The organism is Kribbella sp. WER1, assembly GCF_054189145.1.
The window spans coordinates 1,829,873-1,849,767 of the sequence record NZ_CM135186.1; the positions used below are offsets into that span (position 1 = coordinate 1,829,873).

Here is a 19,895-nt window from a genome sequence, read left to right on the forward strand (position 1 = left end):
GTCGGCCACGATCCAGACAAGCGGTACACCGGGGACACGATCTGCTCCCGGTGCCGCATTGGCCTGGGGAGGTGGCGCGGGTGAAGCAGAAGACCGTACGGTCTGGCGACATCGCACGCTGCCCGATCAAGTCGTTGTTGCCGGATCACTACAACGAGGACGGGACATGCGAGTGCCCGTCCGTGAACTACTGCCTTCGCTGTGGCAAGGACACGTCCAGCGAGGTGGTGATGACGGCGTTTCGTCGCCGTGGGCAACGTTTCGTCCCAGTGCCGGGGGTCGTGCTCTGCATGGCCTGCGGTGCGAACGGCGCGAACACGCTCACTGACAACGAGCGCCGTTCCCTGGGCCTGACGGGGTAAGGTCCCGGACCCACATTGCGGGCCTCGTGGGGTCTCCCCTCAACCCTGCGGGGCCCGCGCAGCACCAACCCAGACCAACAGAGGAGCGCATCACCATATGGCGAGGACAGGGTTAGCTCTCGTGACATTCACCGAACCAGAGCAGGCCGTAGGCGACCACGACCAGACCACCAAGCGCCTGAGCGAGTGGGACGAAGGCCAGAAGGTGTGTCGGGGTGAGAAGCGGCACAAGTACAAGACGCGTCGGGTCTACGTGTACGGCCAAGACCCGGACAAGGTCGGCACACGCATGACGATCATCAAGCGGTGCCGGATCTGCCGGTGTGTCGAGGTGGAGGCCGACTTTGTGCGCTCACCGCGCGGGCTGCGGCAGGTGACGAAGTGGTACCCCAAGTACTTCGAGAGCAAGGACGGCGTGCCCTACCTGCTCGACAAGGGTTCGGCACGGCTGGATGACGGTGACTTCGAGGAACTGAACGCCGACCTATACCTGGGTCAGTCCCTCACGTTCGTAGAGGAGACAGACTGATGGCGACCGAGCTGATCCTCAAGCGCTGGTGCGACGGCGTGAAGGAGGACGTTGAAGGCGAGTTCGTGCCGCGCCACGATCCGCCTGCTCCCGCAGAGGAGCGCGGCCCGTACACGCTGGGCGGTAGGCCGAAGAAGATCGACTTCTGCGACGCGTGCGACCAGCACCAGACAGCAGCGGAGATGCGCTACGCCCTGGAGGAGTTCGGTGTGGTGTTCGAGGCCGGCAACTCGAAGAAGGTCTCGGTGAAGAACTCCGCGGCTGCCTCGGTGGCAAAGCATGCGGTGTCGGGCCAGCGGTACGGGCGGCCCCCGGTCGGCAAACGGACGCAGTACTGCCTGTGGTGCCCGATGGACTACACCGACAGCGGCCTGGGCGGACACGTGAAAAAGCACGGCTTCACCGGCCTGAAGGACGCGCTCGGCTCAACCTGCCCTAGGTGTGGGACGTCGGGACACGGGGCCCTGACGCAACACGTTGCCAAGGAGCATCCTGAGTTCGAGTCGGTCACCGCTGCGTTCATCTGGGCGCGTGACAACCATGACCCGCACGGGGTGTACGCACACCGGCGCGGAGCTGGAGCCAACGTCGTGGAAGGCCTGCTGCCATGACGTCCGGGGGCGACGCCACATCAGGCCGCGCCAACCTGTACGTCGTGGTCGTGGATGCCTTCGACCCAACAGAGGCGCAACGGCGTGTACTCGACGTGTACGGACCCGAAAGCGAAGTCTCTCTCACAGCAGCGACGGAGTTGGCGACGGAGTGGACCAGCGGGTCCGGGTTCCGCTCGCGGTACCCGGACTTTGCCGACCCCGGAGTAGAGGTGCACCAATTGCAGACCTCCGACGAGCTCACCGGGATACGCGGGCGTGCACGGAGGCGACTGCTGCGAGTCGTCGGGAAGGAGGCGGACTGAGTGACGGGCATGGACGACATGCCGCCGGACCCGTGCGACCCGATTCCCCCGCATACGTTGGGGCACTTCGAGATCGGGCCGGACCCAGCCAGCTTCGGCGTCCGGATGAAGGTGCTGGTCCGGTGTCTGGACTGCCCCGGCGAACCGATAGGAGTTGCTGGCTGCACCCATGAAGCGGTGCGGCTGATGGTGGAGCACGCAGAGACCATGAACTCTTGACAAGTGAATACAGTCTGTACCGCCCTGGACCACTTCAGGCGGGGACTGGCACGAGTGTGCCGTGGCACAGATCACCCACCGTATTCGACCTGTCATGACAGGGCACCGCTATAGTGGCTGGCTGAAGTCCCCCCATGCAGTTCGGTGGCCTCCAGGGGGTCTGAAGGTTCGCTCCTCTGACCCTGTAGAAGCCCCATGTATGGGGGGACTTCCCCAACATGCTGGGGTCGGTGCTGAGGGGCACTCTCGGGCAAGCAGAAGGGCCCGGCGTGGGGATTACCCACGCCGGGCCCTTGCTGTTGACGGAGACTGCCGTCGAGTGCCGGCTACGCAGCTTCCTGCCAGTACGTATCCAGATCCTGCATCGCCTTGAAGGCTGCGGGCAGGTTGTCCGCCTGGTAGTTGAAGGTGACCTTCACGTCCGCGTGGCCCAGGATCTCAGCCGCGACCCGGGGCGGCACCCCGGCGTTCTCCAGCAACTGGGACGTGGTGTTGCGAGCGGCGTGCAGCGCCGTGTGTTTAACGCCCGCCAACTCCAGCAGCAGGGTCCAGGCGGTCCAGTCGCGCTTGTTGTCCATCGGCCTGCCGGTCCGGGGGTTCGGGAAGACCAGATCATCCTCGGTGGCCCCGGCCGCGAACCGTACCTTCCGCAGCTTGCGGAGCCGGTCGGCAACCGGCGGAATCAGCGGCACCGGCCGGTCGGTGGAGGTCTCGGACTTCGGTGGGCCGAAGACCGGCCCATCGTCGCCCCAGGACAGCGACTCGTGGACGATCAGGTACGGCATCGGCACGTCCGGCTCGTCGAGCCTGATGTACTTCCAGCGCAGGGCCAGCGCCTCACCCTGCCGGAGTCCGGCGAGGAGTGCGAGCCAGAAACGGGGGTTGTCCCCGGCCAGCTTTAGCACCTGCCATGCCTCCTCGACCGTCAAGGGCCGTCGGCTGTTGACCTTCGTGCCCGGCGCGTCGATCAGGTCGCACGGGTTGCGGCTCATCCTGCCGCGCCGTACCGCGACCTTGAAGCCTTTGGTCAGGATGGCATGCGTCCCGCGGAGTGTCGCCTCTTCCAGACCGGCCGCCCGCATCGCGATCCACATCGCTTCCACGCGGTCCGGGAGCTGCTTGCTGTCCAGCCGGTACTTCCCCAGGTGCGGGATGATGTATCGGTTGATCTTCGAGATGTAGCCCTTGCGAGTGTTCTCCCTCAGGGTGGGCGCCAAGCTGGTCCAGTGGTTCGCAAGCTCCAGATCGGCCGCGTCCGTCCGGAACCAGTCCTCAATGGTCAGCGAGCCGGTCGTGACAGCATTAGTGACCTCCTTCGCGGTCAGCTCTTTCAGCTTGTTGATGACCTCTCGCTCGGTCTTGCCATACAGAGTCGGCCGGGTCCGCTCGCCGATCATCGTCGTGACCCACATCCGAGCCCGGAACCGGCCCCGGCACTCGTGCTCCGGACGATTCCCGTCCCGCCCGACTGGTGGGCAGGTGGGGTGGTCATGCATCCGGCTGATGCTGCCTTCGCCTTTGCGCCGACGTGGTGCGGTGTCGCTCATGAGGTTCGCTCCTCTGGTGATTGGGATGTTGCCTGTAGCCCCTATCCTAGCCCCTGTAGTAGCCCCAATCTTATCCCCGAACGCCTGGTACCCAACGGGACCAGCGGGACAATGGTCGGCGGCAAACGCCAAGCTGGCGTGGTGGAAAACGTCCCGTTGGTTGCCGTGGGCACCCATTGCTCTTGGGGGGTCACCTAGGACTCATAATCCCTGGGTCACGGGTTCGAGTCCCGTCCGCCCTACTTGGTATTTGCGCAGTTCACGGCCACATTCGGCCTTGGCGGTAGAGCGCTCCACGACGTGGTCAGCTGCTTCGCGCCGGGAACTGAGCGAGTGCGGCGCGGAGGAAGGCGTCGCGGCGTTCGGTGACGGCCGCTTCGTCCAGCGGGCTACCGTCGTCAGCGAACCCCGGGAAGCCCTGCATCACGGTCGGCGTGTTGAGCGCGGCCACCGCATCCCAATAGGGCACAGATGTTGCCGCCCGGCCGGACTGTCGCTGCCAGCCCTCCAACACCTGGCTCGGCGCGTCCTGGCCGTACTGAAGGGCCATCTGCATCCGCAGGCTGCCGAGATCGACCCCCGGATCACCGACGCCGGCCGTCTTCCAGTCGATCAGCGCGACGCAACGATCTCCCTCCCACAGCATGTTGCCGGCCCAGACGTCGCCGTGCACGAACACCGACGCGGCCGCGGGCACACCGTGCGATCGGACCCGCTCGTCGGCCTGCCGCAGAAGAGGGGTGGTCGGCGTCGAGCCTCGCCGGCGTTCGTCGGCGCGGTCGTCAACGGCGCACGGCCGAGGGCGGTGCGGCAGGTGGGTCTGAGCGTCCATGTTGACAGCGTGGAGCCTGGCAAGGGCTGCTCCTCCTTCCCGGAGCCGGGCGACCGAAGCCGTTGGCGGGAAATCGGCGCTGCCGGGCAGGAAGGTCTCCAGAGTGGTGACGTTTCCGCTCCCTCTCCCGCCGAAATCGGCGGCGATCAGCCGCGGCGCGGCCAGGCCATGGGCCTCGGCCAACTGAAGGGCTCGGGCGTTCGTGATCAGCCACGCGGCGGCGATCCAGCCCCGGACGGGTACCTTCAAGATCACGTCCGTGGCCTGGGCCGCCGGTCCTTCGATCCTCAGGCGGAACGTGCCAGAAGGGCGGTGGCCGCCGCGACCGAGGCTTTCGACGGAGAGCTGGCTGCTGCCTGCACCCAGGGCATCACACGCCCAGGCCAGCGTCGCTTCAGCTGGTGAATGAGTCATCTTCGAAGGTTCCCTTCAACAGTGAATGTGTGTGAAGGGGAACGAAGAGAAGATGGAGCTCTCCGCCCGCCCTGCTTTCTGAGGATGTACACAGTTTCCACGGGGTGTGGTTGCTGAAGTGCGGGGTGTTGGACACCTGGGCTTCATGTGGGGGCTGTACCGGGTGCGTAGGCATGGGTGCGCGCAGGTTTGCGCTTCCTTCCGGATTCTGGAGAGCCCATGGCGAAGTACACCCGTTCGGGCGCGGTCGGACTCGCGGTGGCGGCGGTGGCCGCGCTGTGTGCCGTTCCGCTGATCAGTACGAGCGCAGACGCGGCCGGCCCGTCGCGCACCCCGTCGCACAGCAAGCATGTGTTGCTGATCTCGATAGACGGCATGCACCAGAGCGATCTCGATCAGTACGTCGCGACGCATCCCACGTCGACGCTTGCTCGACTGGCGCACAGCGGCAGCGAGTACACGAGGGCGTCGACGTCGAACCCGTCCGACTCCGACCCGGGCGGCACCGCGCTGATGACGGGCGGCAACCCGAGGTCGACCGGTGTGTACTACGACGTCGAGTACAGCCACAAGGTCGACGAGCCGGGCGCGGCCTGCACGCCCGGGCACGCGGCGACCGGCGGGAACGTCGTGTACGACTCGCCCGACGACGCGCTTCCCGGCGTACCGGATCTGAGTACGGGGGCGGCGCATGCGTTCCCGTCGTTCGACGAGAACGGCTCGATCTACGGGCCTGCCGGCGCCGACCACAACCCGGCGGCGATCATGAGCCTGAAGAACGACGCGTCGTCGTTCGACAGGTCGACGTTCCCGGTCGACCCGGCGACCTGCCGGAGCATCATGCCGTGGGACTACCTGGGCGACAACTCGATCTTCCAGGTGATCCACGCGGCCGGGCTGCGGACGGCGTGGTCGGACAAGCACGCCGTCTACATGTCGTTCAACGGCCCGGGATCACAGGGCAAGAGCATCGACGACTACTTCGGCCCCGAGATCGACTCGCAGGCCGTGATGCCGAACGGCAAGCCGTACCCGCAGGACGACGACTGGGCGCACATCGAGGCCGCGACCAAGCAGTACGACGGCTACAAGGTCCAGGCGATGCTGAACGAGATCGACGGCCTCGACCACTCCGGCACGCAGCACGTCGGTACGCCGGCGATCTTCGGCATGAACTTCCAGACCGTCTCGGTCGCGCAGAAGATCCCGTCGACCTCGGCGAACCTGATCTCGGACGGCCACGGCGGGTACACCACCAGCGCGCCGCAACCCGGTGGGTACCAGCGGGTCAACGGCAAGCTGGTCCCCGGCCCGGTCCTGTCGAGCGCCTTCGACTCGGTCGACGCCGAGCTCGGCCGGATGGTCGCCGAGCTCGCGAAGCAGCACCTGACGGACTCGACGACGATCATCGTCACCGCCAAGCACGGTCAGTCACCGCAGGATCCGACGAAGCTCGTCACGGTGCCGGACGGTCCGATCGTCGACGCGGTCAACGCCGAGTGGGCCAAGACACACCCAGGGAAGACGCTGATCGTCGCGGGCACGAACGACGACCTGTGGCAGTCCTACCTGTCGGACAACTCACGGGCCGCGAGCAACTTCGTCAAGACGTACCTGTGGAACCACACCGCGCAGGGCGTCGACGTGAACAAGAAGCCCGTCACCGTTCAGCACTCGGGTCTCACCCACATCTGGGCCGGCGCCCAGGCCGCGCGGTTCTTCGGCGTACCGGTCGGCAACGGCCGCTACCCCGACGTCTTCGGCAAGGTCCAGGAAGGCGTCGTGTACGCGAAGCCGACCAAGCTCGCCGAGCACGGTGGCATGAACCCCGGCGACCGGCACGTGCTGATGCTCGTCAGCGGCGCGGGCGTCCGTACCCAGGTCGTGCGTACTCCCGTCGAGACCACGCAGGTGGCGCCCACGGTCCTGGCCCTGCTCGGGCTCGACCCGCTCAGCCTGCGGGCCGTTCAGGTCGAGGGCACGCGGGTCCTTCCGGAGCTCGTGGCACGCAGCCGTCGGTGACGTCGCGCCGGTCTCGCATGCCGACGCAGCGACGCACGGCGCCCGGGGATTCCGTATCCTCACGGCCATGGTTGGGATACTCGAGGATCACCTGGACGTTGCGTACGGGACTGTGCTGGCGCGCAATCCCGGGGAGAGCGAGTTCCATCAGGCGGTGCACGAGGTGCTCGAGTCGTTGGGGTCCGTGGTCGCGAAGCATCCGCGGTACGCCGACGAGTCCGTGATCGAGCGGCTGTGCGAGCCGGAGCGGCAGGTGATCTTCCGGGTGCCGTGGACCGACGACCAGGGGCGGGTGCGGATCAACCGCGGGTTCCGGGTCGAGTTCAACTCGGCGCTCGGGCCGTACAAGGGCGGGCTGCGGTTCCATCCGTCGGTGAACCTGTCGATCGTGAAGTTCCTCGGGTTCGAGCAGATCTTCAAGAACGCGCTGACCGGGCTGCCGATCGGCGGCGGCAAGGGCGGGTCGGACTTCGACCCGAAGGGCCGCAGCGACGGCGAGATCATGCGGTTCTGCCAGTCGTTCATGACCGAGCTGTACCGGCACATCGGCGAGTACACCGATGTGCCGGCCGGTGACATCGGCGTCGGCGGGCGGGAGATCGGCTACCTGTTCGGGCAGTACAAGCGGATCACCAACCGGTACGAGTCCGGCGTACTGACCGGCAAGGCGATCGCGTACGGCGGCAGCCAGGTGCGGACCGAGGCGACCGGGTACGGCGCGGTGTTCTTCACCCGGGAGATGCTGGCGACGAAGGGCCTCGAGCTGTCCGGGCGCCGGGTGATCGTGTCCGGGTCCGGCAACGTCGCGATCTACGCAGCGCAGAAGGCGCAGGAGCTCGGCGCCGAGGTGGTCGCGTGCTCGGACTCCAACGGGTACGTCGTGGACGAGGACGGCCTGGACCTCGAACTGCTGCGGCAGATCAAGGAGGTCGAGCGTGGCCGGGTCGCCGACTACGCGGCTCAGCGCCCGAAGGCGACGCATCACGCCGGCGGCTCGGTGTGGGACGTCGCCTGCGAGGTGGCTCTGCCGTGTGCGACGCAGAACGAGCTGGACGGCGACGCGGCCCGGACGCTGGCCGACAACGGCGTACTCGCGGTCGCCGAAGGGGCGAACATGCCGTGCACGCCGGAGGCCGTCGCGGTCTGGCGTGAGCAGGGCGTGCTGTTCGGTCCGGGCAAGGCCGCGAACGCGGGCGGTGTCGCGACCAGCGCGCTCGAGATGCAGCAGAACGCGTCCCGCGACTCGTGGCATTTCGACCACACCGAGGCGCGGCTCGACCAGATCATGGTCGACGTCCACACCCGCTGCGCCGCGGCGGCCGAGGAGTACGACGCGCCGGGCGACTACGTGGTCGGCGCGAACATCGCCAGCTTCGTCAAGGTCGCCGACGCGATGCTGGCCCTCGGCGTCATCTGAACGCGCCTGGGCCCCGGTCCCGGCGCGGGACCGAGGCTCGGCGAACAGCTCAGCTTCTCGGCGCGTTCTTCGGAGCCGCCGACACCTTCTTGGCATGCCCGGTGCCGGGCTTGGAGGCGTTGAACACCTGCGTGTCGTACGCCATGTGCGCGACCATGTTGGCGAACGTCTTCGACATCCAGGTCAGCACCTGCGGGTCGTTGTTGCTGAGGTTGTCGCACCACCGGAACGGGTTGTCCACACAACCGCCGTCGTCACCCGGCACGGTGCCCTCGAAGTTGCCTTGGTACCCGCCGAACAGCGCGACGTCCGACGCGAGCTTGCAGCAGTCCTGCCCGGTGAGCACACCGCTCGCCGGAATCCCGGCCTGCTGGAACATGAACGCGTCCGTCCCGTCGGCCGAGAACAGGATGTGGTTCTTCCCGATCGAGTTCAGGTAGTCGATGCCGTAGTCGCGTCCGATCGCCGACGGTGCCCAGATGCTCGGCGGCATCGGGGTCCCGGGCGTCCGGCCGAACAGCTGCACGCCGTCCTTCGGGTCGAGTACGCCGGCCACGTAGTTCGGGGTCGCGGTGACGTCGGCGTCGAGGTCGAACTTGATCTTGGCGAGTTCGGCGGGCGGCAGCGTGTTGACGTAGTACTGCGAACCGAGCAGACCGAGCTCCTCGCCGCCGAACCAGATGAACCGCAGCTTGTTGCGGGTGTTGGTGTTCTTCAACTGCTGGGCGATGTCCAGGATCGTCGCCGAACCCGACGCGTTGTCGAGCATCCCGGCGCCGTAGATGGCGTCCAGGTGCGCGTCGACGACCAGGATGTTGTTCGGGTCGCCGCCCTTGGAGTCGGCGATCACGTTCCAGTCGGAGCGGTTCGGGTCGTCGATCACGTGCACGTCGACGGTCAGCACCGGCGTGGCGCCCTGGGCGTACTGCGCGAGCAGATGCGTGCCGACGTCGTACGACGTGAACAGCACCGGGATCGTCTCGGTGCCGGCGAGGCTGCCGGAGAACGCGTTCGTCCGTCCGGGGTTGCCCTCGTTGAAGATGACCGCCGCGGACGCACCGGCCGCCTCGGCGTTCGCGACCTTCTGGGCGAACGTGCACGTACCGCGCTGGATCAACGCGATGTTGCCGGGGACGAACCCGGCGAAGTCGGAGGCCGCGCAACCGCTGGCCGAGCTGGGCGTCGGTGTCGCCGGTACGACGATGCCCTTCGCCGGCTGCACCTTCGCGCTGGCCGAGCCGTCGACCGGCGCCGGGTTGAAGTCCGTGACGAGACCGAACGACTGCGGGGCCGGCGACTCCTCACGCATCACCGGCGTACCGACGAAGCTGAAGTAGTGGAACTTGTACTCCTGCTCCGTGACGGAGTATCCGGCGGCCTTCATCACCGCGGCCACGTAGTCGGCGGAGGCCTTGTAGCCGGGCTCCCCCGAGTTCCGCGACGGGTGGCCGTCGGCGCCCGGATTGGCGTCCGCGATCTGCTGGAACTTGACCATGTGCGCCCAGAGATCCGTCTGGGTGACACAGTCGACGAGCTTCTGCGGGGTGTTGTTCACCCGGTTCGCGCAGGCCGTCGGGTTGGCGTCCGCCGTGCCGGTGGCGCTCGAAGCGACCGGCGTCAAGGCCCCGGTGACGGCCACCGCGGCGGCCGCGGCCATCGCGAGTCCCCAGCCTCGACGTCGTGCTCTTCCTGGGCTCATCCTTGTCTCCCTCCCCTGACCGTGTACAAAGCCGTTGATACGCCTGGAGAGCCGCGGACTGAAGATCTGGCACGACACATGACAGGACTGTCATCCTGGGTGACTCACGAAGGGACCGTCATGGACTGGACAGACCTGCCGCTGGACGCGACTCCGCGCGGCGACGAGGCGGCGACGCTGCAGTTCGCGCTGGACCGGGTGCGGAAGCAGTTCGCGTGGAAGACCGGCGGGCTGACCGCCGAGCAGCTGCGGCAGACGCATCCACCGTCGACGATGACGTTGGCTGGGTTGGTCAAGCACATGGCGTTCGTGGAGGACGGGTTCACGGCGCGGGCTGCCGGTCGGGCGCTTGCGGCGCCGCGGGACACCCGGAGCTGGGTCGAGAACGATCGGTGGGGCTGGGAGTCCGCGGTCACCGACGACCCGGACGAGCTGTACGCCCTCTGGTACGCCGCGGCCGCCCGCTCGCGCGCCGCCTGGCAGCAGCTCAGCGCGGACGGCGGACTGGACGCGCTCGTCGAGGACCCGGATCCCGCCTGGACGACGAACCGGCGGCGCGTAGCGATCGACCTGCTGGAGGAGTACCTGAAGCACACCGGTCACGCCGACGTACTGCGGGAAGCGGTGGACGGAGTGCGAGGCAACGATCCTGACTGAGCTCACGGACACACTGGAGCACTCGTACGGCGTGCGCACGACCGAGCTGCGCCGGATCCACGCCGGTACCAACACCGTCAACTACGAGGTCGTCGACGACACCGGCCGCTCGTGGTTCGCCAAGCTCTACAACGGCAACCTCGACCACGAACGCGAAGCCATCGACCTGACCGCGTACGCCGGACAGGCCGTGCCGGTGCCCGCCGTACGACGGACCCTCGACGGCGGGGTGATCGCCGAGCGGTTGCCGATGTCGCTGTGGGAGTTCGTCGACGGTGAGACGGCCGAGGGCGGGCTCACCGGCGAACGCTGGCCGGCCGTCGGCACCGCCCTCGGCCGGCTGCACCGCCAACTGTCCGGGCACCCGGCCGCCGCCCCGACGCTGCGCCCGGCGACTGCTCTCCGCGACATGGTGCGGGCCGAACACAACTTCGACGAACTCATCGCCCGCTTCCGGAGCCGCCCCGACCTCACCCCGTTCGAGGCGTGGGCGTGCGAGGCGGCGCAGGAACGACGCGCGCTGCTCGGGCGGGCCGGCGCAGTCCTCGCCGACCTGCCCGCGTTGACGACGCAGGTCATCCACGGCGACCTCGCCTCGCCCAATCTCATGCTCCGGGGTGACACCGTCGCCGCGGTGATCGACTTCCAGCCGCCTCGGCCCGGCTTCGTCGCCTGGGAGATCGCCCGGATCGGCTGCGACCCGCGGACCGTGATCCTCGGCGACCAGTGGATCGACGGCCTCGCCGTACTGCTGGACGCCTATCGCCACGAGCATCCCGCCGCGCGGCCGGACGACCTGCTGTCCGCCGTCGCCGCCGGCTGCGCGCACACCCTCGGCTCGACCTTCCCGCTGGCCGAACCGGAACCGATCCCCGCGTCGCTCGAGCTGTACGCCCGCGCCCGCCACCAGGCAGCACTGACGATGCTCGACCGGCTGCCCGACGTCCGCGACCGGCTCAGCGCCGGCGGATGACGGCCAGGATCTTGTGCAGGTCGGACGACGTGATGTTGACGAGCTCCCAGCCGCGTTGCTCCTCGACCTCGATCACGGTCAGCACCTGACTCAGCGCCTCGTCGTACGACATGACACCGCTCCCGTTGTGCACGACGGCGTACCGGTGCGGGTACTCGCTCAGGCTGATCTCGCCGGACATGATCTTCGGTGCCCCGAGCATCCGTTGCAGCTGTGCCATGGCCTCACTCTAGTGAGAGTTTCAGACCGGGATCGACACGTTGAACAGGCGCTCCGCGTTGTGCAACGACTCCGTGACGATCTTCTGGCCGTTGGCAACGACATCGTGCTGGTACGCCGCCAGGTCCTCGCCGGACGTCAGCGCACGGGTCAACCGGGCCGCGTCCCAGAGCGCGGTGTTCGCGCCGGCCCCCGCGGCCGGGGTCATCGGGTGCACCGCGTCGCCGAGCATCGTCACGTGGGACGCCGCCCAGGTCGGGACCGTGACACAGGTCCGGAGCGTGATCGGGAACGCCGCCTCCGGCTCCCCCGCCGCGATCAGCGCCCGGATCGACGGATGCCAGCCGGCCACCAAGCGCGTGACGATCGCCCACAGGTCCTCGGGACGCAGCGCGAACAGCTCGTCGTCGGACGCGCCGAGCACCGCGTTCGTCCCGGTCAGCACCGCCATCAGGTAGTCGCCGTACTCCGCCGGCGGCTCGCGGAACATCACCGGCCCGAACGCCGTACCGAGCCCGGCCCCGTCGCTCGCGAAGCAGAACCCGCGCAGGAACGCCTCCGGTGCGACCGCGCGGACCTCGTCCGTCAACGGCACCTTCCCATAGATGCAGCGCACCCCGATGTCGGTCACCTCCAGCTCCGGCACCAGCTGCCGGCGCACGCTCGACCCGACCCCGTCCGCGCCGACGAGCACGTCGGCGGTCTCCGACGTCCCGTCCGCGAACGAGATCTCGACACCCTCGGCGGTCTCCGCGAACGCCGTGAACTGCTTGCCGAACCGCAGTACGTCGTCGAGCCCTGTCATAAGCGCCCGGCGGAACGCATACCGATCTACCGAGGTCACCGCGTCCGGCCCGGCGACCGGGAACTCCTGCTGGAACTGCTCGTGCAGCTGGGCGTCGAACCCGGCGACCAGATCCCCCGGGTGGGTAGCGGTCGCGATCACCCGCTGTCGCACCGCGTCCGGCAGCATCGCGGCCAGCGCCTCCTCCCCCACCGTGCTGATGTGGATCCGGTACCCCTGCTTGCGGTACTGCGGTGAGGGGTCGCGCTCGAACACCGCGACGTCCATGCCCGCCTTCCGCAGGCCCTGCGCGAGCGCCAGTCCACCGATCCCGGCACCCATGATCGCTACCTTCATCACCGACTCCAATCATCCGCTCAAAAAACTGTATCATCCGTGTGGTTGATTAAGTTAGCACGCCGGATGGGCGGTCCGCTAGGATGATTTCCGTGCGCAGATCACCGGGACCCGAGGAGCGGCAGCGCGACCCCGAGCGCAGCAAGCAGCAACTGCTGGACGCGGCGGTGGTCGAGTTCGGCGCGCACGGTTTCAGCGGCGCGCGGGTCGGCGAGATCGCGGCCCGGGCCGGGGTGAACAAGCAGCTCATCTCGTACTACTTCGGCGGCAAGGAGGGGCTGTACCGCGCGGTCGCGGAGCGCTGGCGGGCCTCCGAGCCGGCCATCACCGAGGGTGCGGAGTCGCTCGGCGAGGTGGTCGGCGCCTACGCCCGGACGTCGATCACGCAGCCTGACCTGCTCCGGCTGCTGGTCCGCGAGGCCGTCGAGCGCGACACCAGCGCCACCGAGGCCGAAGCGCAGCGGCTCCGCTTCCAGCGCATGCTCGACGACTTCCGCGGCCGCCAGTCCGACGGCGAACTCGCCGGCGACCTGGACCCGGCGTACACCGGCCTCGCCCTGTTCGGACTGGCCTCCGCCCCCGTCGTCTTCCCCCAGATCGCCCGCGCCCTCGGCCTCGACCCGGACTCCGAAGACTTCGCCGCCAACTACGCCGAGGAGATCGCCCGCCTGGTCTCCCACCTCAAGGACTAACCCCCCCCCGGCCCGGCCACCACACTCCCTTCGGACGTGCCCCCGCCCGGCCACCACACTCCGTTTGAGAGGCGAACCTCACCCGGCGCCGCCACACTCCGTTTGAGAGGTGAACCCCGCCCGGTGCCGCTCCACCCCCTGCACACCGGGTGCGAAGGGACAACCTCAACGGTTAACCACCGAAACGCCCACCGGCGGACCGGGCAGGCCGATGGGCCGGGTAGCCCCTGGGCCGGCGCCGGGCAGGAGGCCGTGGACCGGGCAGCACGGCTCACGGTCCATCTCAGAGGTGAACCCCGCGCGATGCCGCTTCACCCCCAGCACACCGGCTGTGAAGCGACAACCTCAACGGTTAACCACCGAAACCGCCCACCGGCGGACCGAGCCGACTGGCGCACCGAGCAGCCCCTGGGCCGGTGCCGGGCAGCCCCTGGGCCGGGCAGGAGGCCGTGGGCCGGGTAGGCCAAGGGCTGGGTAGGCCAAGGGCTGGGTAGGCCAAGGGTGGGTGGGGTGGGGTTAGATTGCGCGGTTGCGGAGTTCGGCGCGGTAGGCCTCGAGGGCGATGAGTTCGCCGAACATGCGGTTGTACTCGTCGGCGCGGTCGATCGGGTTGGTGCGCTGGAGTTTGGACTTCAGGTCGGCGATCCGGCGGGCGCAGGTCAGTTCCTGGAGCCGGGCGAGCAGGGCGTGCGCGTACTGCTCGTCGGGGTCGCGGCCGAGCCGGAGCGGGTCGACGGCCAGCGCGCCGACCACGGCGGCGGCCGGATCGTTGCCGATGGCATCGCGGACGGCGACCACCCACGCCTCGCCGGGCGGCGCCACCGCGGGCCCGCCGACCTTCGCCATCGCGGCCCGGACCGCGGCCAGCCACGGATGCGTGAAGTCGTGGTCGTCGAGCTCGTCGAAGGCGGACCCGACCAGCGCCGGGAACTGCATCGCGACCTTCAGCACGTCCCACTCGATCACGAACCGCTGGTCCCGCGGCGACGGGATGTCGGCCCGCTGCACGGGCCGGGCCTCCGCGGCGGCTTGCTGGGCCTGCTGGGCCTGCTGCTGGGCCCGCTGCTGGTGTTGCTGTTGCTGCTGCGGCGCCGCCCCACGGGACGCGGCGCGGTACACCTCGGACCGGACCTGGTCGACCTCCATGCCGAGCTGCCCGGCCAGCTCCCGGGTGAACGCGTCCACCTTCGACCGGTCCCGGATGCTGATCACCAGCTTGGCCGCCTCCCGGAGCGCGTCGATCCGGGTGTCCGCACGGTCGAGGTCGTACTTCGTCAGCACGTTCCCCAGCACGAACCGGTACAGCGGGACCCGCCGCCCGATCAGCTCGCGGACCGCCGCGTCGCCCTTCTGCAGGCGCAGGTCGCACGGGTCCAGCCCGTCCGGCTCGACCGCGACGTACGTCTGCGCCGCGAACGCCTGGTCGCCCGCGAAAGCCTTCAACGCCGCTCGCTGACCCGCCTCGTCGCCGTCGAAGGTGAAGATCACCTCGCCGCGGAACTGGTCGTTGTCGAGCAGCAACTGCCGAAGCACCCGCGCGTGGTCGTCGCCGAACGCCGTACCGCAGGTGGCGACCGCGGTCTGGACGCCGGCCAGGTGACAGGCCATGACGTCGGTGTAGCCCTCGACCACGACCGCCTGCCGGCCCTTCGCGATCTCCCGCCGGGCCAGGTCCACGCCGTACAGCACCTTGGACTTCTTGTAGATCGGCGTCTCGGGCGTGTTCAGGTACTTCGCCTCGATCCGGTCGTCGTCGAACAACCGCCGGGCGCCGAACCCGATCACGTCCGACGAGGCGTCCCGGATCGGCCACATCAGCCGGCCGCGGAACCGGTCGTACAGCCCGCGCTGCCCGTCGGCCGCCAGACCCGAGGCGACCAGCTCGGCGTTCGTGAAGCCGCGGCCGCGGAGGTGACTGATCAGCGCCTCCCCACCGCGCGGCGAGAACCCGACCCCGAACTGGACGGCGGCGTCCTTGTCGAACCCGCGCTTGTCCAGGAACTGCCGCCCGGGCGAGGCCTCGGCCGCGCCGAACAGGTTGTCGACGTAGAACTCGGCGGCCACCCGGTGCGCCTCGACGAGCCGCGGCCGCTGGTTGCCCGGGCCGCGCGGCACCGGCGCGCCGGAGTCCTCGTACCGGAGCTGGATGCCGACCTTGGACGCGAGCGTCTCGACCGCCTCGGAGAAGGTGATCTGGTCGACCTTCTGGATGAAGTCGATGACGTCGCCGCCCTCTTGGCAGCCGAAGCAGTAGAAGAACCCGCGCGCCGGGGTGACGTTGAACGACGGGGATTTCTCGTCGTGGAACGGGCAGAGGCCCTTCAGGTTGCCGCCACCGGCGTTCTTCAAGGTCACGTACGAACCCACGACGTCGTCGATCCGGGCCCGCTCGCGCACCAGCGCGATGTCCTCTTCCTTGATCCGGCCTGCCACCCCGTGAGTCTACGATCATCGGCAACCGACGACGAACCTGGGGAAAAGACATATGCGTCGTACTGCCGGACTGCTAGCACTGGCCGCTGCCGCGATCGGGGCGACCCTGACCGCCGGACCGGTGCTGGCAGACCAGCCCGCACCACAGCCCGTCACCAGGCCGGCTCAGCCGGCACCGTTCGTCGAACTGGTCGCCCCAGGAGGCACCGGACGCCTGTACACGGCTGATCCGCGGGAGGTCGCCTCGGCCACCGCTGCCGGTTACCAGCGGCAGCCGGGTACGACGGGATTCATCGGCCGCGAGGCCAAGGCCGGGTGGACCGCCTTGTACCGCCTGAAGCCCTCCGCAACTGCCTCCAAGTGGCTCTTCACGAGCAGCACGCAGGAACGGGACGCCCTGGTGGCCCAGCACTGGGTGCTGGAAGGGACAGCCGGGTACGTCGCGACCAAGGCCGAGCCAGGGCTTGTCGAGCTGCGGCGGTTCACCAACGGGAAGGAGTGGCGGCTCGCGGTAGCGTCGAAGACCGACGAACTGCTGAAGGCGGGCTACACGCTCGACGGCCCGGTCGGGTACGTGTACCAGAACTGGGTGCGCGCCGGAGCCGTGTACTTCGGCATGTTCAACACCAACGGCCACCAGACGATCATCGCCCGGACCAAGGAGATCTACGGCCGCGACAACGACTGGTGGGGCGGCGTCCGGGACTTCCACGACGGCACCCACTATGCGACCGACAACTGGCCCGGCGAGGACTGGTCGTACCTGAAACCGTCGATCGGGTACTACGACGACTCGAAACCGGAGACCCTGGAGAAGCACATCACGCAGGCGACCTCCGCCGGGCTGAGCTTCTTCAACTTCTACTGGTACTGGGACAACACCAAGCAGCAGCAGACCGTCACCGGCGCCGCGCTCGACGCGTTCCTGCAGGCGAAGAACAAGGACAGCATCGACTTCACCGTCGGCGTCTGCGCCCACCCGTACGCGCCGCTCAACATCCCGACGGCGCAGTACGACGCGGTCGCCACGAACCTGATGCGCTACCTGCAGCAGGACAACACCCTGCGCACGAACGACGGCCGGAAGATCCTCAACATCTGCGACGCCCGCGGGCTCGGCGACGGCAGCAACGCGCAGGTCAAGCAGTTCGTCGACGCGGTCCGGGCGAAGGCCCGCAGCCGGCTCGGCGAGGACATCTACGTGATGATCAACCAGGCCGGGTTCGACCCGAAGCAGGTCGGCAACGCCGGTGCGGACGCGCCGTACTGCACGACCGACGGTCCCGCGGTCGAGAGCCGTTCGTACCAGACGTACCTGCAGGGGCAGCGCGCGTTCTACAACCAGGCGCCGGGCGCGTACGGGCGGTGCGTGCTGTCGGACTTCGACGAGCGGCCGCGGTACCCGATCGAGCAGACCGACGTGAAGGCGATCCGCTGGATGCCGGACCAGTCGCTGGACGGCTACCGTACGGCGGTCCGGAACGCGGTCGCGGACATGGCGGCCTCGACCCGCCCGTCGACGGTCGACAACTACCTGTTCCTGTACGCGTGGAACGAGTGGCACGAGGGCGGCATCATCGAGCCGAACGAGCGCGACGGCTGCGCGTACCTCGACATCTTGCATACCGAGCTGTCGCTGCAAGGATCCGGCTGCGTCGCGAACCCGAGCTAGTGTTCGGGGCATGCCCCGAACTCTGCGTACCGGTCAGCGGTCCGAGCTGTACGTCGTCGACGTCGCCACGAACGAGCACCGGCTGGTGTTCAGCTCGGACGAGATCCTGTTCGAGGCGCCGAACTGGCTGCCCGACGGCACGTTGATTGTCAACGGCAACGGCTTGCTGTACCGGGTGGCCGACGGGCTCGAGGAGATCGAGCTGGGCGGCGTACCGGCGATCAACAACGACCACGTGGCGAGCCCGGACGGGCGGACGGTGTACGTCTCCGCCGAGGACGGGCACATCTACGCGGTGCCGATCGAGGGCGGCGCCGGGCGGCGGGTGACCAACGACCGCGGGGAAGGCTTCCACCACTACCTGCACGGCGTGTCCCCGGACGGTACGACGCTCGCGTACATCGGGCTGGAGTGGGTCGGCGAGCGGCGGATCACCAACGTCTGGACGATCCCGGCCGCGGGCGGCGCCGACGTCCAGGTGACCGACGACGAGTTCGCCGACGACGGGTCGGAGTACGGGCCGGATGGCGGGTGGATCTACTTCAACTCCGAGCGCGCCGGGCAGGCGCAGCTGTTCCGGATCAAGGACGACGCCGCCGAGCAGCTGACCGACGACGAGCGGGTCAACTGGTTCCCGCACCCGGCGCCGGACGGGTCGGCGATCGCCTACGTGAGCTTCCCGACCGGCACCGTTGGGCATCCGGCCGACATCGACGACGTCCGGCTGCGACTGCTCACCCGCGACGGCGAGGTCCGCGAACTGACGAGCTTGTTCGGCGGCCAGGGCACGATGAACGTGCCGAGCTGGTCACCGGACAGCTCGTCGTTCGCGTACGTCACCTATCCGTTCTAGACGTCGGCCAGCTCGACGGAGGTGTCGGCGAGGCGGGCCGGGTCGACCTGCTTGCCGGAGCGGATCAGCGCGCTGACCGCGTCGATCGTGTCCCACGTGTTGACGTGCATCCCGGCCAGCACGTGGTTCTCGTCGTCCAGCCAGAACGCCAGGTACGCGCCGGACTTCGGGTCACCGCGCAGCACCACGTGGTACGACGCACCGCGTGGCAGCTCGCCCGCGTACTCCATACCGAGGTCGAACTGGTCGGTGAAGAAGTACGGGATCGCGTCGTGCGACACGTCCTGGCCGAGCATGGACTTCGCGGCCGCGGCGCCGGTGTCCTTCGCGTTCTGCCAGTGCTCGACGCGGACCGAGCGGCCGAACAGCGGGTGGTCCCAGCGGACCACGTCGCCGGCCGCGTACACGTCCGCGACCTTCGTCTGCAGGTCCGGGCCGGTGACGATGCCGGAGCCGTTCTCCGTGGTCGCGACCTCGATCCCGGCTGCCTCGGCGAGTTCGGTGTTCGGCCGGACGCCGACACCGACGATCACCAGGTCCGCCGGGATCACCTCGCCGCCGCTCACCTTCACCCCGGTCACCTTGCCGGTGCCCTCGAAGCCTTCCACCCCGGTCCCGAACCGGAACTGCACGCCGTGCGCCCGGTGCAGGTCGGCGAACAACCCGCCGACCTCCTCGCCGAGCACCGACGCGAGCGCGGTCGCCTGCGGCTCGACGACCGTCACCTCGCAGCCCCGCTCCCGGGCCGCCGACGCCGCCTCGAGCCCGATCCACCCGGCGCCGACCACGACCACCCGCGGCTTCGCGGCGTACGCCTCGGTCAGCGCCTGGGACTCCTCGGCCGTCCGCAGGTAGTGCACGCCGGGCAGCTCGGCACCCGGTACGTCGAGTTCGCGGACGCGGCTGCCGGTCGCGATCAGGAGCTTGCCGTACGGGACCTGCGAGCCGTCGTCGAGCGTGACCGTGTGCGCGGCCGGGTCGACCGCGGTCACCGTCGTACCGAGCCGGAGGTCGATCGAGTGGTCGTCGTACCACTGCTGGTCGTGCAACTGCGCGGCGTCGGTGCCGGCCTTGCCGAGCAGGACGTCCTTCGACAACGGCGGTCGCTCGTACGGCAAGGACTTCTCGCTGCCGATCAGCACGATCCGGCCGCTCCAGCCGTCCTCCCGCAAGGTCTCGGCCGCGGTCGCACCCGCGAGGCTCGCACCGACGATGACGATCTGCTCTGCGTCTGCCATGACCCGACTTTAGTGGGTTCCGAACTCTTGTCGCAGGCGGTCTCGATGACTACGTTGTCG

General features: G+C 68.7%; 18 protein-coding genes. 11 read left to right on the plus strand and 7 right to left on the minus strand.

The genetic code is table 11. The features are described 5' to 3' along the window. Positions 1 to 80: 80 nt before the first annotated feature. The 4 genes from ACXJJ3_RS08915 to ACXJJ3_RS08930 all read left to right on the plus strand — a co-directional run bounded on the left by ACXJJ3_RS08915 (position 81) and on the right by ACXJJ3_RS08930 (position 2,026). Positions 81 to 362 (plus strand): hypothetical protein, encoded by a 282-nt coding sequence (locus ACXJJ3_RS08915; protein ID WP_458169486.1) that lies wholly within the window; start codon positions 81 to 83, stop codon positions 360 to 362. Positions 363 to 459: 97 nt separating this feature from the next. Next, the gene (locus tag ACXJJ3_RS08920) at positions 460 to 891 is read left to right on the plus strand and encodes a hypothetical protein (RefSeq protein WP_458169487.1); all 432 of its coding nucleotides are present in this window, start codon (positions 460 to 462) and stop codon (positions 889 to 891) included. Then, entirely contained in the window at positions 891 to 1,502 is a 612-nt protein-coding gene (locus ACXJJ3_RS08925; protein ID WP_458169488.1) for a hypothetical protein, read from the plus strand. Before ACXJJ3_RS08920 ends, ACXJJ3_RS08925 begins: the two co-directional genes overlap by 1 nt. Before the next feature lie 305 nt (positions 1,503 to 1,807). Beyond that, positions 1,808 to 2,026 (plus strand): hypothetical protein, encoded by a 219-nt coding sequence (locus ACXJJ3_RS08930; RefSeq protein WP_458169489.1) that lies wholly within the window; start codon positions 1,808 to 1,810, stop codon positions 2,024 to 2,026. Between the two features lie 326 nt (positions 2,027 to 2,352). Here ACXJJ3_RS08930 and ACXJJ3_RS08935 read toward each other — a convergent pair whose 3' ends face one another. Beyond that, positions 2,353 to 3,573: a tyrosine-type recombinase/integrase gene (locus ACXJJ3_RS08935; RefSeq protein WP_458169490.1), complete on the minus strand. Its 1,221-nt coding sequence runs from the start codon at positions 3,571 to 3,573 to the stop codon at positions 2,353 to 2,355. Positions 3,574 to 3,877: 304 nt separating this feature from the next. Next, the gene (locus ACXJJ3_RS08940; RefSeq protein ID WP_458169491.1) at positions 3,878 to 4,819 is read right to left on the minus strand and encodes a phosphotransferase family protein; all 942 of its coding nucleotides are present in this window, start codon (positions 4,817 to 4,819) and stop codon (positions 3,878 to 3,880) included. 219 nt (positions 4,820 to 5,038) lie between these two features. On the opposite strand from ACXJJ3_RS08940, the gene ACXJJ3_RS08945 reads away from it, so the two are divergent. Next, the gene (locus ACXJJ3_RS08945; RefSeq protein ID WP_458169492.1) at positions 5,039 to 6,841 is read left to right on the plus strand and encodes an alkaline phosphatase family protein; all 1,803 of its coding nucleotides are present in this window, start codon (positions 5,039 to 5,041) and stop codon (positions 6,839 to 6,841) included. A gap of 67 nt (positions 6,842 to 6,908) precedes the next feature. Continuing rightward, positions 6,909 to 8,258, plus strand: coding sequence for an NADP-specific glutamate dehydrogenase (gene gdhA, locus ACXJJ3_RS08950; RefSeq protein ID WP_458169493.1), 1,350 nt, complete (start codon positions 6,909 to 6,911; stop codon positions 8,256 to 8,258). A gap of 49 nt (positions 8,259 to 8,307) precedes the next feature. Here gdhA and ACXJJ3_RS08955 read toward each other — a convergent pair whose 3' ends face one another. Beyond that, positions 8,308 to 9,957, minus strand: a complete 1,650-nt coding sequence (locus ACXJJ3_RS08955; RefSeq protein WP_458169494.1) for a M28 family peptidase — start codon at positions 9,955 to 9,957, stop codon at positions 8,308 to 8,310. 120 nt (positions 9,958 to 10,077) lie between these two features. Between ACXJJ3_RS08955 and ACXJJ3_RS08960 the strand changes: the two genes are divergently transcribed. After that, the gene (locus ACXJJ3_RS08960; RefSeq protein WP_458169495.1) at positions 10,078 to 10,614 is read left to right on the plus strand and encodes a mycothiol transferase; all 537 of its coding nucleotides are present in this window, start codon (positions 10,078 to 10,080) and stop codon (positions 10,612 to 10,614) included. A 31-nt stretch (positions 10,615 to 10,645) separates the two neighbouring features. Continuing rightward, positions 10,646 to 11,587 (plus strand): phosphotransferase enzyme family protein, encoded by a 942-nt coding sequence (locus ACXJJ3_RS08965; protein ID WP_458169496.1) that lies wholly within the window; start codon positions 10,646 to 10,648, stop codon positions 11,585 to 11,587. On the opposite strand, the gene ACXJJ3_RS08970 is transcribed toward ACXJJ3_RS08965, so the two are convergent. Next, positions 11,571 to 11,807 carry a hypothetical protein gene (locus tag ACXJJ3_RS08970; RefSeq protein ID WP_458169497.1) on the minus strand — a complete coding sequence of 79 codons (237 nt, stop codon included), beginning with the start codon at positions 11,805 to 11,807 and terminating at the stop codon, positions 11,571 to 11,573. The genes ACXJJ3_RS08965 and ACXJJ3_RS08970 overlap by 17 nt on opposite strands. A gap of 21 nt (positions 11,808 to 11,828) precedes the next feature. Beyond that, a complete protein-coding gene (locus tag ACXJJ3_RS08975; protein WP_458169498.1) occupies positions 11,829 to 12,947 on the minus strand; it encodes an FAD-dependent oxidoreductase in 1,119 nt (372 codons plus the stop codon). Positions 12,948 to 13,039: 92 nt separating this feature from the next. Here ACXJJ3_RS08975 and ACXJJ3_RS08980 point away from each other — a divergent pair, with 92 nt between their 5' ends. Continuing rightward, complete coding sequence (locus tag ACXJJ3_RS08980) at positions 13,040 to 13,639, plus strand: TetR/AcrR family transcriptional regulator (RefSeq protein WP_458169499.1); 600 nt, start codon at positions 13,040 to 13,042, stop codon at positions 13,637 to 13,639. Between the two features lie 516 nt (positions 13,640 to 14,155). On the opposite strand, the gene dnaG is transcribed toward ACXJJ3_RS08980, so the two are convergent. Beyond that, positions 14,156 to 16,072, minus strand: a complete 1,917-nt coding sequence (gene dnaG, locus ACXJJ3_RS08985; protein ID WP_458169500.1) for a DNA primase — start codon at positions 16,070 to 16,072, stop codon at positions 14,156 to 14,158. Between the two features lie 52 nt (positions 16,073 to 16,124). Between dnaG and ACXJJ3_RS08990 the strand changes: the two genes are divergently transcribed. Further along, a complete protein-coding gene (locus ACXJJ3_RS08990) occupies positions 16,125 to 17,744 on the plus strand; it encodes a glycoside hydrolase family 99-like domain-containing protein (RefSeq protein ID WP_458169501.1) in 1,620 nt (539 codons plus the stop codon). Positions 17,745 to 17,754: 10 nt separating this feature from the next. Further along, entirely contained in the window at positions 17,755 to 18,597 is an 843-nt protein-coding gene (locus tag ACXJJ3_RS08995) for a TolB family protein (protein WP_458169502.1), read from the plus strand. Here ACXJJ3_RS08995 and ACXJJ3_RS09000 read toward each other — a convergent pair. Then, a complete protein-coding gene (locus ACXJJ3_RS09000; RefSeq protein WP_458169503.1) occupies positions 18,594 to 19,835 on the minus strand; it encodes an NAD(P)/FAD-dependent oxidoreductase in 1,242 nt (413 codons plus the stop codon). The genes ACXJJ3_RS08995 and ACXJJ3_RS09000 overlap by 4 nt on opposite strands. Positions 19,836 to 19,895: the final 60 nt, after the last annotated feature.